The sequence below is a fragment of the Paraburkholderia phytofirmans OLGA172 genome, assembly GCF_001634365.1.
GTDB lineage: Bacteria > Pseudomonadota > Gammaproteobacteria > Burkholderiales > Burkholderiaceae > Paraburkholderia.
The window spans coordinates 3,120,715-3,137,920 of sequence record NZ_CP014579.1 but is presented as its reverse complement, the minus strand read 5'-3'; the positions used below and the strand labels follow the sequence as shown (position 1 = coordinate 3,137,920).

The following is a 17,206-nucleotide window of genomic DNA, read 5'->3' as shown; positions in this document are numbered from 1 at the left end:
GCATGAAGTGCGGGATGCTCGAGAACATCCAGGCAGCTCGAGCTCTCGCTGCGCTGGCAGTTGTTGCCTATCACATGAAGGCGTTGCCGGTCGGGCAATACGGCGTCGACATTTTCTTTGTCATAAGCGGGTTCATCATGTCATATATTGCTCCGAAAGAAGGCCTTGCGTTCTTTCGAAAGCGTGTGATACGAATTGTCCCGGTTTATTGGCTTTCTACAATCGGAGTTTATTTGGTAGCTATCTTTCGGCCTTATTGGCTGAACACCACGACAGCGAGTGGGATCTACCTAGTTAAGTCGCTTTTTTTTATACCCTACATCCAGGAAAACGGCCATTGGGGGCCGCTGAACTTGAACGGTTGGACGCTTGAGTGCGAAATGTTGTTTTACTTGACAATTTCTGCAACATTATTGTTGGTGCGCCATCGGTATGCTACGACGCTCGCTGGAGCGGGGCTCGCTGCCGTATGTTTATTATTGCCGTTCTTCAATTGTCCTCAAATTTTTTTCCACATGTTTAGGCCGATAATAATCGAATTTTGTTTCGGGATATTGTGTTTCTGGATATTCGAGATGGAGGTAATTCGCTCGCTTCCTGCTTGGATTTGGGCGATAACTTCTATGCTCAGTATCATTTCCATCCCGTTCATTTATGGCGTATGTGGGGTGGTGGACAGTTCCGCTCGGGTTGTCGCATATGGCATCCCTTCGTTTATTTTTGTCGCATCTCTGCTTGGCATGGAATGCCAGGGGTTAACCGCGCGTAGCAAGTTAATCGGAAGACTAGGCGCATCTAGCTATTCGATATATCTGCTACATCCATACATTATTGGGGTCACGCGTAAAATATTTCACATACAAGATGGTTCGTCCATTTATGTCGATTTTGTTTCCTTGATTGGGGTATCGGGAATCGTCTGTATCATCGGATATGGATTTTATTTCTATATTGAACGGCCATTGCTTTCGCGCATTGTCACCGTTTTGGCTCGTGGGCGGATATCACCGGTCGCATCGAGTTAATAAATTCGGTTTAATATGGCAGAATTAATCAAGAAGTCTATGCACTCCGAGTTGCGTTTTTTCTTGAATTCGCAATTAATTGTAATTTCGATGAACTGTTGCGCTGGAGTGCAGATCAACGGCGGCGAAAGGCCAATAAAAATGGCCCGCCTCAATGCGTTTGTGGAATTGACCTTGAAGTCACGACATTTTCCATGGAGCGTATGCGTGCGCCGGGTGTTGCGTATAGTTTGTATGAGGTTAGATAAAAATCTTATCTCGATACAAGTCGACGGAGATTTTTTGAGTTCGGCGAGTTCGTTATATTAAAAAAGACGATTGATTATGACTGGTGAAAAAGTGAAATCGCTATTTTTGATGCAAGATATTCGTGGGGGTGGCGCCGAACTGGTGACATTAAACGTTGTCAGTGGCATTGTGGCGAGCGGTGGGGCAGCGAGAATCCACTTACTTAATGCGTGTCGCGTCGATCATGACCTACCATCGAACCTCGTGAAAATTGGGCGATCGGTTGTGGCGCAAACGGGAAATTACCTCCCATTATTGCAAGCGATACGTGATTGCGATGTCCTGGTTGGAGCGCTCGAGATCAAGACGCATATAGTATCCATAATTCTTGGACTAATTTTCCGGCGCCCAGTTGTTCTGTGGCTTCACAAAGATTTGGCTGTTTTTCTGGCGGGGAAAAATTGGTTTGTTAGATTAATTTACAAGGCGCTATTTTCAATTAACATCCGATTCTCGAGGGCTATTGTTGCTGTTAGTGATGGCGTGGCGAAAAGTCTTAATTCGATTTATCCATGGGCGTCAATCAAAATCAGAATTTTAAACAACCCCGTCAACTTGGAGCGGATCGATCAAATATTGAGTAATCGCGATGTGGAGCAGTGGCTTAACAGACCCTTCATCCTGGCTGTTGGCCGCCTAACCTGGCAGAAAGGGTTTGACTTGCTTCTGGAGTCGTTCGCTATTGTTTCAAGACAATTTCCTGAGTTTAAACTTGTAATCTTGGGGGAGGGAGAGGAGCGCGCGGCATTGGAAGAAAGGGTGGTGAAACTCGGACTGAGCGGGCGCGTACTTATGCCAGGCTTCAAGAGTCCCTATTTACCGATGTCACGGGCTTCGGTTCTGGCTATGTCGTCGCGTTTCGAAGGCTTGCCTACAGTGTTGATCGAGGCTCTATATTTGGGTATTAAAATCGTCTCTACTGACTGCCCCTCCGGGCCTGCTGAAGTGCTTTCCGGGGGGCTGCACGGAAAACTTGTTCCTGCAGACTCTGTGGAGGCTTTCGCAAACGCGCTTATTGAAAGCCTGAGCGCCGTAGACACATCCGAAACGAAGCAGGCTCGTAAAATGCGAGCCGCCGATTTCTCGTTCGACCGGATCGTACCCGACTGGGAAAGAACGTTGAAAGATGTCTCGAGCATACGAATCTGATTGCGTCGGGGCTGTTCTGTCGAGCTGAACACTGCCGATGATGGTGCGCAAATCACGGCGGGCTATTTGGGTGCCTATGCTTGTATTGGGTCCGATGCGGACTGCCCGGAGCGTCTTCGAAGTTATGTCAATAGGTTCGTGGTCAGCGGGTGGGCCGTCACTATCTGTTGAGCCAAATTCTCCACAGCGGTCTCTTCGAATGATAGGTAGACTTCGCCGATTTGCTGAGCGGTCGCAGAGGCTGTGGCTTAACCTTTCAAGCGCGAAGGATACAACAAATCGTTTTGGGCAGCTTTCGAGCGGGTCTTTTTCGCGTGAAAGCCGGAAGAGGGGAACCGCATGCACTCGACACCGTACCGAGGGGGAGTTCAGTCGTAGAGCACAGACATGGAATTTAGTCTCTTCTGGGGGCTGTGTTACGCGTAACATTACGGGTACGTTACCTCACGGACCGTCGCAGGTATGAGCATTTTGGTAGTCTTTCGCGTAAATTCTAGCTCTTGATCTGATTCCAGAGTGGCATAACGGAGATTCAATTCGTTAGGATCGACTGAAATATTTACTAGGGAATGGGCTCTACCATATCGCTGCATCTTTCGAGACTGCGTTGCGTCTACGTTGAGCAGTGGTTCGTCTTGCCACGAGTGTGTCTATCAGACGCTTTCCGACTCGCTGGCCTGGCTCTTCGATGAAACGATGTGTGATAGTAGCAATGGCTACGGTTCCGATTACAGTTGCGACGCTCAGTATCAACCAGTACTCGTCAGCGGACAAAGTACCGTTGAAGCCTCGCGTGTTCAAAATCTGTATGACCCGTGCAAGTACTGCGAAGTGGATCAGGTACGCGCTGTAGCTAATCTTTCCAACAAAGCAGATCACCTTGTTCACCAGAACTGTCGATCTTCTGAAACGAAGCAGAGTAACCACTAACGCGATAAAAATCGCGTACTGGAAGTGTGAAGGGATGCCCGGGATGTGCAAAAATGGCATAAATGGGGCAACGACCAGCACCGCTATCTCGGCAGCTTGAAGATATCGAGGCTGCTCTTGCAGCCACGTCACTACTGCAGCTGAGCGCGGTCCGAAGAGAACGTGATATAGAGCAAAACCGCTTATGAATACCGGCAGCTGATTCGGAAGCCAAAAGAAAGCAAACGTTTCCAAATCCAGCCGGTTACCGCTACTTCCGTTCGAAAGCAAAAGACGGTTGGCGACGAATGTGAGCACGAGGGAAACGCACAGCGCGGCCAGTGACCGCCGTAGGGTGCGGACCACAATGAACAGTGCCGGAAAGATAGCGTAGAACGACATCTCCATGCTGACCGACCAACCGCCAGGCACTAGCACGTGTGAGGTGATGAACGCAGGAAACCAACCGTTGACAAAGGTGAGCGTGGTGAGGATGTTCGAAAGACTTGGTATATCTGTTCCGAATTTCCCCCTGAACATGGGCCAAAAGCAAAAATACGCGAACGCAGCGTAAAACATCGGCGCGATTCGAAACAGGCGACGGATGGCAAAATCGGTCCACGGAAACGCGTCCGTCGATCGCTTGGCGGCAGACAGGCAAAGGGTCAAAGCGCTAATGACGAAGAAAAGTTGAACGCCCCGCGCGCCATCTGCCCAATATGTTTGCAACCAAGAAGACATCAGACCGGGCTTTCCCATCGCGCTGTGCAGCGCAACTGCCCTCATCGCGTGATGAACTATGACTACCACGATCGCAAATCCCCTTAGCGCGTCGATAAAGTCGTATTTTCCTTCTTGCTCATTGGCCATGGTGGTCTGCTCGCAGTTTTTGATTTTCCAAAGACCGCAAAAATACGCAAAATTCATGCCATTGGTTTGCCAGGCATAGACTATCGAGCAGTAACGCTAATGTCGGCAGCTTCAATCATTTGAGGGATTTGTGTGGAACGGGAGTTGCGAACCACGTGGACTGGTGGGCGAAAGCTTGAGGTCTCTCCCGGTTACTCTTCCAGCAACGGCTAAGCCACGATTTATCTTCGGAGCGAAAAATGCGGTCAATCCATACCGTCGCTCCTGAATCGGCCCGAACTGGCAGATACTGAGCTCTTAACCGCGCTCTTAACCGCGCTCTTAACTGACGACGGTTCGAATTTCCGTCTGAGCAAGCATCGAAGCAAGATACTGTCACCTCTCGACGTCTCATGCCGGAATGTTGATGTCAGGAGTACGACTTTAATGCCGGAACTCCAGTACTCTGGCCGCGCACTAAATGCCTCTCCCCCTGTCCCCTGTCCCCTCTCCACCTCAAACCGATCCAACTCCACGGCAAACGTTCGATCTGAAACGTTTGCAATTCGGTCAGAAGGAATTCATCCTGTATGCGTTGTAGCCGTTTTCGCCAATATGCTGGTGGCAGCACAGGTTCACCACGAAAGGCGCGCAAAGACGGCGCCATCACACGCGCCACGTGCGCAATGTCTTCATCCATTGTCATGCATGAACCCCGGAAGACCTCGTTATTTAGCTTTGGCCTTGTTCTATGCGCGCGTGGTTGAAAACGAGTTGGTCTTAGGTGCGCAAGCGGCGCCGAATTGTCCTTTATTTCAGGGTTATTTCGATTGCGGAAGGATTTCAAGAGGTGCCTTGCCGGGCCTTCAAAAAGGGTGCTTTTACTCGCGAGATCGGTTCGGCATGACACGTGTTAAACGGCGCAAGTGAGTGCCTCCGAACCCCAAAACGCAGGTAGAAAAACAGAGGATGGATGTAACTGGGTGGCGTGACAGCGTCAGGTCATTCGTTGCGCACACCATTATTGCGGTGGCGAAACGTGAGCCCCACCTAAAGCATATTCCCCCGCGGCGCATTCCCCTCACCTTGCTCCGCTCCCCCACCCACCACCAATTCCCCCTCCGCATACCCAATCCTCACCGGCGGCACAAACCACGCCAGACACAACCCAACCAACGCAGCCCCACCCGCCACCAGAATCCCAATATGAATCGACTGCACAAGCGCATCCCGCGCAGAATTCATCATCGCATCGCCCGCATGCCCGGCGCTCACCAGACGATTAATCAACGCCGCCTGCTCCGCACGATCCACCAACAACTCCGGGCTCGCAAACGATTTGAACCACTGCGTCGCCTGATACGAGGCGAGCGAACGATGCACCCCCTGCGTATAAAGATGCCCGAGCAACGCACCGGTCATCACCGTACCCAGCATCCCCCCAAAAGTACGCAACGATTGCAGCAACGCCGTCGCCGCACCGATCTGATCACGCGCGACGATCTGCTGCGAACAGACAGTCAGACTGGTCGCCACCAGACCGAGCCCAAGCCCGCTGATGCCCATGCACGACATCCACACCAGATGCGGCTCGGTACCTCTGAGCACGATCACGCTCAGACACGCCAGCGCGGACAGCGCAAAACCCACATACATAATGCCGTTCGCGCGGCGAATCCGTGTGACGATACGATTGTTCACCACACTGCCGACCGTCGTACCGAGCAGCAGCGGCGTAATCAACATGCCCGAGTCATGCGCAGACATCGCATAGCCGCCCTGAAACAGCAGCGGCACATAAAACACCAGCGAAAACAGCGCGAAGCCGCCGAGCACGGACATCGCAAAGAGCGCGGAAAGCTTGCGATCCAACAGCATATCCACCGGAATGATCGGATACTTGATCCTCCGCTCCCATAGCCACAGCGTCATTGCAAAACTCGCCGCGACGACGGCCAGCACGATCGTTATCGTGTCGACGCCATACTTCGGAAACAATTCGATCAGCAATTGCAGCGCGCCGAAAGTGACCGCGATCACGAACGCGCCAAGCCAGTCGAGCCGCACGGGGTCCTTGCTCCGCAGGTGATGCAGCGGCGGCAAAAAGCGCTGCACGAACAGCAGCGACACGAGGCCGACCGGCACGTTGACGAAAAACACCAGCCGCCAGCCGCCGTATTGCGTGAGCATGCCCCCGAGCGTCGGCCCGACCATATTGGCGATGCCGAACGCGGACGTGACAAACACGAGCCAACGCAGCCGCAGTTTCGGATTGGGGAACAGATCGGCGACAGTGGCGAACACCGTGCCGATCAGAATGCCGCCGCCTATCCCCTGCAATCCGCGCGAAATCACCAGCAACAGCATGCTGGTGGCAAACCCGCACAATACCGACGCGCAGGTAAACAACAGAATCGCGGCGATCAAAAACGGCTTGCGGCCGAACAAATCACCCAGCCGCCCGAAGATCGGAATGGTGATCACCGAAGCCAGCATGTAAGCCGTGGCGACCCATGCGTACAGATCGAAGCCCTTCAGATCGGCGACGATGCGCGGCAGCGCGGTGCCGACGATAGTTTGATCGAGCGCCACCAGCATCGAGACAAAGGCGACACCGAGCATCGCCAGCAGCGACTCGCGAAACGGCAGCAATTGTCCGCTGGGTAGAGGCGTGTCGAGACTGGGCGTCATGATCGTCTTACTTGCACACTTACTTGCGCGCGGCCTGTTGCGCGCCCAATGCCGCGCCGAGCTCTTCGTCCGTCATCGCCGGGACAACGCTCATCGTCAGTAAATCGCCCCATTCGAGCGCCAGTGCTGCCAGTCCGCGCGTATCTTCCGCCTCGACGACCGCAAAGCCATGCAATCCGCCGACTGCATGCCAGCGCCCCAGCAATTTGACGCCTTCAGGCGCCTGGCCGCCGGTTTTCATGAAGCGCTCGATGACGGAGTTTTCCGCCGTCGGCAGGCCATTCCATTGCACGATGAATTTCATAGCGTGTCTCCAATATGAATTGGCGATGCCGGCTCGTGGCGCGTCTTCACCGCGGCTCGCGCTGTGCGACGCTTTTGCATGCCTTGCGCCGCCAACACTTCTACGCCAGGAGGCTGTCCGGATAGCACGTCCTATCGGCGAACGGCATAAAACCACGCGGCGTCCTAAACATCATAGGTGAGTGCACGGTCGCTAACGTCGCCGCGTGCAGACATTCACCAGGTCAATCGAACAATTCGTCCGCTGCCGGAATAGCGTGGAGGGCTCGCTCGTTTCCAATTGCAGGCGTCTCGCGCGTCCTACAAGAAGGACCTCTTAATACGGCTGTCGACAATGTCGGTATCGATCTGGTTCGAAGCACGCCATGCCGTGTGCCGGCACGACCTGCACGCAGGCGAATGGCATGCGGAACAAACGCCGATTCATCAAACGAAAACGGCACGCGCGTTAAGCGCGTGCCGTTGCTACGAGTGTCCGATCAGAGGCCTAGCTGCGCGACAAATTGCGCGGCACGGCAGCAACGGAAACATCGGCTATCGCCTGATGCGCTGCGGGAAAACCCGGTGGATAGTCGACCACGCGCGCGGAACCCGGCACCACCTGCACGGCGACGCTCGCGTGCGCACCGATCCGCGCGCCGCCGACAATAGCGGCCATCGCCTGGCGGTCGAGTTCGACGCTGTCGGTGAGGTCCTTGATAACGAGCTTTGCCATGGCGGCTCCAGGGAAGCGTTCGAGCCGGCGGCCGGTGCGATTTTCCGGCCGCGGCCCGGGTGTGTCTTTAAGTGTAGAGAGGTCTCGTCGCACTATCAGTATAGGAAATCTGCTTGCAGCTCGCCTGTTGGATGTGACCAGGCAGCAGAAGGGAAGCCCCCGGCCCTTCGCTATTGCACGCAGTTAAACATTGGCGTAATTGGCGCCCCACAGCGACGGGCTGACATTCAGATGCAGCGGCACGAAGCCCGCGCCGATCACGCCGATGTTATTGAGCGCCGCAACATTGACGTTTTGTATCTGACTGAGGTTCTGGTTCACCGAGACGTTGACATTGGCAATGCCGCTCAGGCCGGCCACCGAAGGCAGGCCGGGCACGCTGCTGCCGGTGCCGCCGGCCACTGCCGACATTGCGCGGCGGTCGAGTTCGCGGGTGCGGGATAGATCGCGAATCATGAGGGATGACATGGTGATTCTCCAAAGGTGCGCGGAAGACGGGCGTGATCGGCGCGAAGCGGAAATTGCCGAGGGCCTCTCCGCTTCGCCGAATCGGACTTTAAACGTGAATGTTGTTGCTCGACGTGACGCTGGGGTTGATCGACGACGTGATGCCCGCTGCGAACGCGACGTTGTTGCCGTTGGCGTTCTGGATGTTCATCGCGTTGCTGATCAACTGCGTGGCGTCGACAGTCTTGCTGTTGTTCGGCGCGACCACCGGGCTGAAGTTGAAGTACGACGTGCTGGGGTAACCGTAGCCGTAGCCGCCACGCACGGCGCTCATGGCCTTGCTGTCGAGTTGTTCGGTGATGGACAGGTCTTTGATCATCAGCGTGTTCATGGTAAATCTCCTGGAAGGGAACATCACAGTCTTGCGGTTGGGTTCGAGCATCTTGTCTGCTCGAGTGTCACTAACGCATGGGCTGTGCCAGTTTTATTCGCGGCTCCTAAGAAAGTTGGTGGAGGCTTGATGCACAAGGCTTTCGCGTCACACCGCCGCGTCGAAGCGATAGTATGGCCACTAGCCGGAGACTGGCGGCTGATGGCGCGCACCCAACAACGCGCCGGATTCTGTTGGATGTCGCAAGACACTCGCCGGCAGTGCTCGCAGCGGGGCAATCCTGGTTTGCGAAAGCTCAGACCGGGAGCTAGTATCGAAGCGGCACATGTAACTGGTTACGACAGGTTTTCTATCAGCCCGAAAGGCTCCGGTCGCATGCGATCCGGCCCAACGGCAGCGGGGGCGCTTCGCACAAATGGCTAGCCTTGCGCATGTGATTCGCGACTATCAGAGCGGCGAGCTGTCACGTGACGAGTTCGTCGCCCAACTCGACAGCACGTTGACGACCGAAGGACTCGGTCCCACACAGCTGCTGGAAATGCTCGGCGTAGCACATCGAAAATCGCCGCTGCCCGACGATCTCTACACCGAAGTGCGTCGGCGCATTGAACAGTTGCGTGTCTCGAACGTGGCGGCGGGCGGCGAGGAAACCGGCATGCAGACCACCGTCGAGATACCGTCGGTACGCTCGGCGAGCGGGGCGAGCGAAGCAAGCTCGGCAGGTGCAGCGAGCGCCGCCGGCGCGCCGGGACATGATCAGATCAAAGGCACCGGCGATACGCTGAACAACCGTTTCGTTCTCGAGGAATGTCTGGGTGTCGGCGGAATGGGCACGGTGTACAAGGCGCTCGATTTGCGCAAGCTCGAAGCGTCGGATCGCAAGCCGTATGTTGCGATCAAGGTGCTCAACGTCCAGTTCCGCGGCAACCCGAATTCGCTCGTCGCGCTGCAACGCGAGGCGCGCAAGGCGCAGGTGCTCGCGCACCGCAACATCATCGCGGTGTACGACTTCGACCGCGACGGACCGATCGTCTACCTGACGATGGAGTACCTCACCGGCAAGCCGCTCAGCCAGCTATTGCGCACGCCGGGCTATAAGGGAATGCCAGTTCGCGCTGCGCTGCCGATTGTGCGCGGCATGTGCAATGCACTTGCCTATGCGCACGAACACGGCTTCGTGCATTGCGATTTCAAGCCCGCCAACGTCTTTCTCACGACGAATGCCGAAGTGAAAGTGATCGACTTCGGCATCGCCCGCGTGTTCCAGCGGCCGGAGGAGGAGACCGATGCCACGGTGTTCGACCCCGGCAGTCTCGGCGCGTTGACGCCTGCGTATGCGAGTCCGGAAATGATCGAGCATCGCGAGCCGGATCCGCGCGACGATATCTATGCGCTCGGCTGCATTACGTATGAGCTATTGACGGGCCACCATCCGTTCGACCGGTTGTCGGCGACACAGGCGCGCAATGCTGATTTTAAGCCGCAGCGGCCGTCCAATCTCGATGCGAAGCAGTGGCGCGCGTTGCGGGCTGCGCTGTCGTTCGATCGAAACACGCGCATGCCGAGTGTCGCGCGTTTTATTGCGGAGTTCGACAACGAAGCGCGCGCGGAGAAGTCGGGCACGTTGGCGAAGGCCGGGCTCGCGGGGTTGGCGGTGGTGTGTGCGGCGGTTGTCGGCGTGTTTGCTTTGCGGTCGGCGCCAAATCGTCAGAGCGGGACACAGCCGGCTGCGACTACTTCGGAGGCGTCTGCGGATCAAGCGGCTTCGGCGGCGACGCCTGTTGCTGCCGCACCGGTAGCGAGTGCGCCTGAGCCACCGTCAACTGCCGCGCCGGTTGCCGGGGGCACAGCGCAGCCTCCCGCACCGCCCGCGCCGCTCGCGCCGAAACCCGCGCTGACCTTAGCCGCCGTCGCGCCGGTGCTGGCGCAGGTGCCGTGTTCGGCGCTGTCCGCTTCGGCACAGGATCATTCGTTGACGGTGCGCGGCTACGTCTCGCAGCGCTACGGCGCGGCGCATCTGAAGGATACGCTGGTGGCATTGCCGGGCGTCGATACGCTCGCGCTGGAAGTCGAGCCGCTCGCCGACGACAAATGCGACACGATCAAAGCACTCGCTCCCTATTGGACCCGCAACTGGCAAGCAGGGCACGTTGCGTCGCTGCATGTGCGGCCGCCCGGCGGACAGTTGAGCGACGGCGATCCGCTAGTCGTCGACGTGACGACACCAGGCTACGACTCGTACGTGAACCTCGACTACTATCAGCTCGACGGCAGCGTCGTGCACATGGTGCCGAGTCCGCGTGCGAAGGACAATCAGGCGCCCCCGCACTATGCGGCCACCATCGGCAGCGCGGGCGACTGGGTCATTTCGAAGCCGTTTGGATCGGAGATGGTGGTGCTTCTGATTACGCCGGCGCAGCTATTCGACAAGCCGCGCCCCGAAAGCGAATCACGTGCCGATTATCTGCGCGCACTGAATATGCGACTCGCGCAGATCGCCGGCAAATTCGGCCAGGATCATATCGTCGCGGACTTCGCGCCGATCACGACCAAGCCGCGCACGCCTTAAGCGACGCGCCGGGAGCATCACTTAAGATCCTTGACCACCCTGAAGCCATCCTGCGATTGGCGCACGCTTGCGCTGTACTTGAAGCGTGTCGCGCTCAGCATATAGCTCCCGCCTTCGCGCCAAGAGCCGCCGCGAATCACCCGCATATCGCAACTGGGGCTGTCCCATGCGTGGCCGTCGGCGGGCGCGCTCTGGTAGGAGTTGTGCCAGCAATCGGCGACCCATTCCCAGACGCTGCCGTTCATGTCATACAAGCCGACCGGATTCGGCGCGAACGAACCGGCGGTCTCGGGCCCTTCCTTGTGCCAGGGATCGCCGCAGTCCTTGCAATTGGCGTTGCCCTTGCGCATCTGATCGCCCCACCAGTAGGCCGTCGTGGTGCCGCCACGGTCCGCGTATTCCCATTCGGCTTCGGTGGGCAAGCGGTAGGGTTTGCCGGTCGTTTTGCTCAGCCATTTCACGTACTGTTGCGCGTCGTCCCAACTGAGGTCGCGTGCCGGCGCCGCTTTGTTCGTATTGCTTTCGGGCGTGAGCTTTTGACAGGCGTTCGCGGCCACGCACGCATTCCATTGCTCGACGGTCACTGCGTATTTGCCGATCGCGAACGGCGCCCCAATGGTCACGTGATGGACGGGCTTTTCGGAGGGGTCGTCGGTGTTGCTGCCCATCGGGAATGCGCCCGCAGGCAAGGCGACCATGATTGGGCAGGTGGCGCAATCGCGGCTTTCGCCAGCGACGGGTGGATGCGCCGTGGGCTTTTGCGCGACTGCCGGTGTGGAAGGGGCAGCGGATGGGGCGGTCGTCGTAGTTGTCGTCGGTGGCGGTGCAGCAGCGTGCGGGTGGTCTTGCGGCTGCGCGCTTGCGGGTGGAGTTGGCCGCGCGGCTTGTGGTGACGGTGCAACCGGCGGTGCAACAGATGGCGTGGCAGCAGGCGAAGCAGGTGGCGCGCTCGCCGATGCCGCGGCGTGCAGCCGGTCAATGCGTGCGTGGGCAAGCGTGGCGAAGCGGCCGTTCGGATAGGCCTTCAGATAAGCCTCGTAATCGCCGGGATAGTTGCTGTCCTTGATGGAATTCCAGAAAGTGATTTCGTATTGCTCGCTGCTGTCCTTCGGCAGAATGCCTCGGCTGCGCAGCGCGACAACCGCGCCGTCGTTGGTAGCGGATGTGAGCGCCACAGTAGCCGCGCGAGATGCCGGCTCGGTCAGACGCGCGTCCCACGCAAGCGACGACGCGATCCACGGCGTTTGCTCGCCGCCAGTAACCTCGCTAACCCGCGTCGCGACATGTTGAAACAATCCCGCAAGATCCTGTGTCGACGAAGTGTCGTTGAGCGCGCGCAGCAATGCATTCGTATACACGCCGTGGTGCGTGCCGTCCGCTGCAAACCCGCCTGGCGCCGTCGCGTAAGCGACCAGCGTATTGGCGGGCAGCGTGGCCGTATCGAGTGATACGTCAGCGGAGAAGGGATTGTTCAGGCACGTATCGAGAATCACGAGATTGAGTGCGCCGGCACGCGGCGCGCGCATCGTCTGCAATACGGTATTCAAATCGACGCCCTCGCTGACCACCCGCGCCGGCGCGCGTGCATTGATGCCGGCTGGCACGAGCAGCGTCTGCCGTCCGATTTGCAAGCCATGTCCCGCGAAATAGAAGAGGCCGGTGCCGCCGTCTTGCAGACGTTGGCGGAATTCACTGATGGCTTGCCGCATTTCCTGCGCCGTCGCATCGGTGCGCATGATGACGTCGAAGCCGTGCGCACGCAGCGTGTCGCGCATGGCTTCAGCGTCGCGCGGCGCATTATCGCTAACCGGGCCTGCGTGATCGCCGTACGCGCCGTTGCCGATCACCAGCGCAATGCGCGCTTGCTGCGGGTTGTCTTTTCGCAGTGCGAGTGGCGCGATGAACGTTGCCGCCGTACGCGTAGCGGCAGCGCCATACTCCGCGCCGTCACGCTGCGCCGCGGCATAAACGCTGCCCCAATGCGCCTGAATTGCCCCGGCCATGCACACCAGCAGGAATGTTCGCCACATATTCGTATCCTGTTTGTTCCGGACAGAACATAGGTATTCAACGACCGCGACGCCCACAGCAGTCGTCCGGATGGATCGAGCGCAGCATCGATACCGCTATCGGCAATCCATCGACAACCTATGAACAACGATAGCACGCGGTTTGCACGTCACAATGATCCGCGCGTCGTCAGTGCGTTATACGGTTAACGAGTGTGGCGTATCTTTTTGGCAAGTTACGTCCTAAGCTAATTCACAAAGTAGGGCAGTACGCCCGTTTTAATAATGCCGCCGCTCCTCGACGTAAACCCGCGACGCAAACCCGCGACGCAAACCCGCGACATGAACCCGCCACGTGAACCCACGTGAAACGACGCGAGTGCCCGCGACATCCAGCCGGAGCGTCCGGCTTGCGCTTTGCGCAGCCGAGGCGGCTATGACCATTCTTCGGGAGCGTGCGCAATGCGAAGAACCCTCAGACTTGGCGTGCTCGACATACGTCAAGGAACAAAGGCGGCGCTCGCAGCGTCCCGCATCGCCTGGTGCGCCACGCTTTTTCTTTTGCTCGGCATCGCGTCACTGTCTGGCTCCGCGCTTGCCGAACAAACGCCTTCGCCGCCGGGCGCCGAGGAATACATCATCTGGCCGTCGGACGGCGCGGTGATTCACGGCGGCAAGCTTTGGGTCCGCATGGGTCTGCGCAATATGGGCGTGTGCCCGAAGGGTGTCGCGGTTCCGAACACCGGGCATCACCATCTGCTGATCGACACCGACCTGCCGCCGCTCGACCAGGAGATTCCGTCGGACCGCAATCACCTGCATTTCGGTGCGGGTGAGACCGACGCGCGCATCGAGTTGCCGCCAGGCAAGCACACCTTGCAGCTCATTCTCGGCGACCACAACCACGTGCCGCATGTGCCGCCGGTGTATTCGAAGAAAATCACCATCACCGTACTAAAAGACTAGCGCGTCCCGTTCGTTCAAAGCGGGTCCGTCAGGACGGAGAGACCAACATGTACAAGATCATCGCGCTCGCGGCGCTCGTGGCACTTGCGACATTGACGTCACTGGCCTCGCCGAATCTCGCCATGGCCGGCACGACACCGTCGCCGGCCGGCGCGCACGTCTATATCGGCTATCCGAACGACGGGCAGGTGGTGCCGGCCAATAAGCCTTTCCGCGTGTGGTTCGGCTTGCGCTATATGGGTGTGGCGCCGAAAGGCGTCAAGTATCCGAACACGGGGCACCACCATCTGCTGATCGATACCGACCTGCCGCCGATGGACCAGGAAATTCCCAATGATCGCAACCACCTGCATTTCGGCGCGGGCGAAACGGAGACAATGATTCAACTGCCTCCCGGCAAGCACACGCTGCAATTGCTGATGGGCGACGACATGCATATGCCGCACAACCCGCCGGTGTACTCGAAGAAGATCACCGTGATTGCGCGCTAACAGCGTGTGGGATAGCAACACAACGCGGCTTTCCCGCTTCAGTGTCACGTCGCAACCAACACCGTCACGCGCATTGTTGGTTGCGATCCACCAGCTCCACTCTCCCGCCTGGTAGCCATCACGCTGCATCCACCGGCACACCATCCCCGAAGTCCTTTATCCACGGCCATCTGGAAAGTTTCTTAGGAGCGGAAAGCAAAACTGGCACAGCCCATGCATTAGTGACACTCGAGCAGACAAGATGCTCGAACCCAACCGCAAGAATGTGCTGTTACCCCTCCAGGAGATTTACCATGAACACGCTGATGATCAAAGACCTGTCCCTCACCGCACAACTCGACAGCAAGGCCATGAGCGCCGTACGTGGCGGCTACGGCTATCCGTCGTCGTCGTTTTTCAACTTCACGCCCGTGTATGCGCCGAACAATAGCAAGACTGTCACCGCCACGCAGTTGATCAGCAACGAAATGAACATCCAGAACGCCAACGGCAACAACGCAGCGTTCGTCACCGGCGTCACCACCACGATCGACCCGCATGTGAGCTCGAGCAACAACATCAACGTGTATTGAACGGCGCAGGCCGCCGCGGAGGCTCTCAGGCCTCCGCGGGACGTGCAATCTCAGCGCGTCGAAAAGATTTCGCATCCAATCGTTCTTTCCACACGACCCCAGCCTCACCGTTCGATCCCCGCGCCGACCTTCCTGTACCGCTTCGATGGTGAAGCCGGGCAGGACATGCTTTACTTAAACAGCGCGCTCGTCTCGTGCGGCGTAGCCGGTGTCATCGGAGAAAATCGTGTCCGCGTTGCTTGATTCAATGGTCCGTCAGCGCTTTTTCTACGCCTCGGCGCGGTGCTGTACGGACCGTCGGCCGGCGCGTGCGAGCCGCATGTCCGCGGCGTTGCGCGGACTCTGCGCCGCAACGGCCTGCGCGCTGTCGCTGTGCGCGTGCGTCGACGTCAGCATGCCCGACTACAAGCGGCCCGATACACCCGCCAAGGCGTCGTGGTCGGATCAGAAAGGCTCGCCGGTTTCGGCGGCCGCGACCATCGAGCCGGATTGGTGGAAAGGCTTCCACGATCCGTATCTGGACACACTGGTCGCTAAAGCAATCGCAGGCAACTTCGATATCAAGGTGCTGGCCGCGCGCATCGACGTGGCCAGCACGCAGATCGGCGAGGCCAAAGCAGGCGCGTTGCCGACCATGGATCTCGGCGGCGGCGCCGATTTCGAAAAGAGTACCGGCCAGACGTTTTCCAAGCAGTACAACGTCGCAACCCAGGTGAGCTGGGACATCGATATCTGGGGCAAAGTGGAGAAGGGCGTGCAGGCGCAAAAGGCCGAATTCCACGCCAGCGAAGCAGATTGGCGCGCCGGCTATCTGGAACTGGTGGCGAACGTCTCGAGTACCTATTTCCAGATCCTGCAATTCGACGACCAGATCGAGCAGCAGCAACAAACGCTCGTCACAAACCGGCAGATTCTCACTATCTACGACGGCCAGCGCCGCAACGGCCTCATACCGCAAACGCAGGTGCTGCGCCAGCAGGCCGAGATCAACCGCCTGACCAATCAGTTGCTCGAACTGCGCCGCTCGCGCGATCTCGCGAACAACGCCCTATGCACGCTGCTCGGCGTGCCGGCAGGCGAGTTCCAGTTGCCGAAAGGGCATTTGCAGCAGCGCGTGCAATTGCCCGTGGTGCCGGACGGCTTGCCCGCGCAACTCCTCGCGCGGCGCCCCGACGTGGTGGCCGCCGAGTTCAGAGTGCTGGAAGCCTACAACCTGGTTGGCCAGGCCAAGCTCGCGCAACTACCTACCATCAATCTCACCGGCCATGGCGGCACCGCGAGCTTCGCGCTGACCGATTTGCTGAAGTCGTTCACCTATGGATTCATGCCCAGTATCAACATTCCGTTGCTCGATCCCGGCGTGCGGGCCCATGTGAAGGTCACGCAAGCGCAATCGACGGTAGCCGAGCAACAGTACCGTGTAGCCGTCATGGGCGCGTTCGAGGAGGTGGAAAACGCGCTGGTCAATCTGAACTCGCACAAGGCGCAGCGGGTGGAATTGCAGCAGGAGGTATCGCGTCTGCAGATCGTTGCCGATCAGATCCAATCGCAATTGCGCCTCGGCGTGGTGTCGCAGCTGGAAGTCTTCGAAACCGAACGGACCTTGCTGGAAGCGCAGCAGGAACTGCTCGCCAATCATCAACTGATTCTGTCCGACACGGTTTTGCTTTATAAGGCACTGGGCGGTGGTTGGCCGAATGTGGATGTGCAAGCGGAAGTAAAGGAACACTGAGCTAATCCGGGACGTGGCGCGTGCGTGGCGTATTTCGGCTGCAGATGACGCATGAATGGCCCTTACAGCCGACGATCTGAAAATTGACACTTGCCATGCG

General features: G+C 58.0%; 14 protein-coding genes. 7 read left to right on the top strand and 7 right to left on the bottom strand.

From position 1 onward, the window contains the following. Positions 1 to 14: 14 nt before the first annotated feature. Together AYM40_RS33895 and AYM40_RS33890 are read left to right on the top strand one after the other, a co-directional pair. Entirely contained in the window at positions 15 to 1,025 is a 1,011-nt protein-coding gene (locus AYM40_RS33895) for an acyltransferase family protein (protein WP_158515377.1), read from the top strand. Positions 1,026 to 1,349: 324 nt separating this feature from the next. Next, complete coding sequence (locus tag AYM40_RS33890) at positions 1,350 to 2,462, top strand: glycosyltransferase (protein ID WP_063500306.1); 1,113 nt, start codon at positions 1,350 to 1,352, stop codon at positions 2,460 to 2,462. A gap of 576 nt (positions 2,463 to 3,038) precedes the next feature. On the opposite strand, the gene AYM40_RS33885 is transcribed toward AYM40_RS33890, so the two are convergent. The 6 genes from AYM40_RS33885 to AYM40_RS33860 form a co-directional block, all read right to left on the bottom strand. Beyond that, positions 3,039 to 4,298: an acyltransferase family protein gene (locus AYM40_RS33885; protein WP_063500305.1), complete on the bottom strand. Its 1,260-nt coding sequence runs from the start codon at positions 4,296 to 4,298 to the stop codon at positions 3,039 to 3,041. Positions 4,299 to 5,270: 972 nt separating this feature from the next. Next, positions 5,271 to 6,911 (bottom strand): MFS transporter, encoded by a 1,641-nt coding sequence (locus tag AYM40_RS33880; RefSeq protein WP_063500304.1) that lies wholly within the window; start codon positions 6,909 to 6,911, stop codon positions 5,271 to 5,273. 19 nt (positions 6,912 to 6,930) lie between these two features. Further along, complete coding sequence (locus AYM40_RS33875; RefSeq protein ID WP_063500303.1) at positions 6,931 to 7,215, bottom strand: DUF3303 domain-containing protein; 285 nt, start codon at positions 7,213 to 7,215, stop codon at positions 6,931 to 6,933. A gap of 486 nt (positions 7,216 to 7,701) precedes the next feature. After that, positions 7,702 to 7,929: a hypothetical protein gene (locus AYM40_RS33870; RefSeq protein ID WP_063500302.1), complete on the bottom strand. Its 228-nt coding sequence runs from the start codon at positions 7,927 to 7,929 to the stop codon at positions 7,702 to 7,704. Between the two features lie 183 nt (positions 7,930 to 8,112). Beyond that, entirely contained in the window at positions 8,113 to 8,397 is a 285-nt protein-coding gene (locus AYM40_RS33865; RefSeq protein WP_063500301.1) for a hypothetical protein, read from the bottom strand. Between the two features lie 88 nt (positions 8,398 to 8,485). Beyond that, positions 8,486 to 8,767 carry a hypothetical protein gene (locus tag AYM40_RS33860; protein WP_063500300.1) on the bottom strand — a complete coding sequence of 94 codons (282 nt, stop codon included), beginning with the start codon at positions 8,765 to 8,767 and terminating at the stop codon, positions 8,486 to 8,488. A gap of 415 nt (positions 8,768 to 9,182) precedes the next feature. On the opposite strand from AYM40_RS33860, the gene AYM40_RS33855 reads away from it, so the two are divergent. Further along, positions 9,183 to 11,336, top strand: a complete 2,154-nt coding sequence (locus AYM40_RS33855) for a serine/threonine protein kinase (RefSeq protein ID WP_063500299.1) — start codon at positions 9,183 to 9,185, stop codon at positions 11,334 to 11,336. Positions 11,337 to 11,353: 17 nt separating this feature from the next. Here AYM40_RS33855 and AYM40_RS33850 read toward each other — a convergent pair whose 3' ends face one another. Then, positions 11,354 to 13,366, bottom strand: coding sequence for an SUMF1/EgtB/PvdO family nonheme iron enzyme (locus tag AYM40_RS33850; RefSeq protein WP_063500298.1), 2,013 nt, complete (start codon positions 13,364 to 13,366; stop codon positions 11,354 to 11,356). Between the two features lie 441 nt (positions 13,367 to 13,807). On the opposite strand from AYM40_RS33850, the gene AYM40_RS33845 reads away from it, so the two are divergent. The 4 genes from AYM40_RS33845 to AYM40_RS33830 all read left to right on the top strand — a co-directional run bounded on the left by AYM40_RS33845 (position 13,808) and on the right by AYM40_RS33830 (position 17,106). Next, positions 13,808 to 14,311 (top strand): DUF4399 domain-containing protein, encoded by a 504-nt coding sequence (locus AYM40_RS33845; protein ID WP_063500297.1) that lies wholly within the window; start codon positions 13,808 to 13,810, stop codon positions 14,309 to 14,311. 47 nt (positions 14,312 to 14,358) lie between these two features. Further along, complete coding sequence (locus AYM40_RS33840) at positions 14,359 to 14,802, top strand: DUF4399 domain-containing protein (protein ID WP_063500296.1); 444 nt, start codon at positions 14,359 to 14,361, stop codon at positions 14,800 to 14,802. A gap of 293 nt (positions 14,803 to 15,095) precedes the next feature. Beyond that, a complete protein-coding gene (locus tag AYM40_RS33835) occupies positions 15,096 to 15,374 on the top strand; it encodes a hypothetical protein (RefSeq protein ID WP_063500295.1) in 279 nt (92 codons plus the stop codon). A 319-nt stretch (positions 15,375 to 15,693) separates the two neighbouring features. Further along, on the top strand, positions 15,694 to 17,106 hold the full coding sequence (locus AYM40_RS33830) for an efflux transporter outer membrane subunit (RefSeq protein ID WP_063500883.1): 1,413 nt from the start codon (positions 15,694 to 15,696) through the stop codon (positions 17,104 to 17,106). The last annotated feature ends 100 nt before the right edge of the window (positions 17,107 to 17,206 follow it).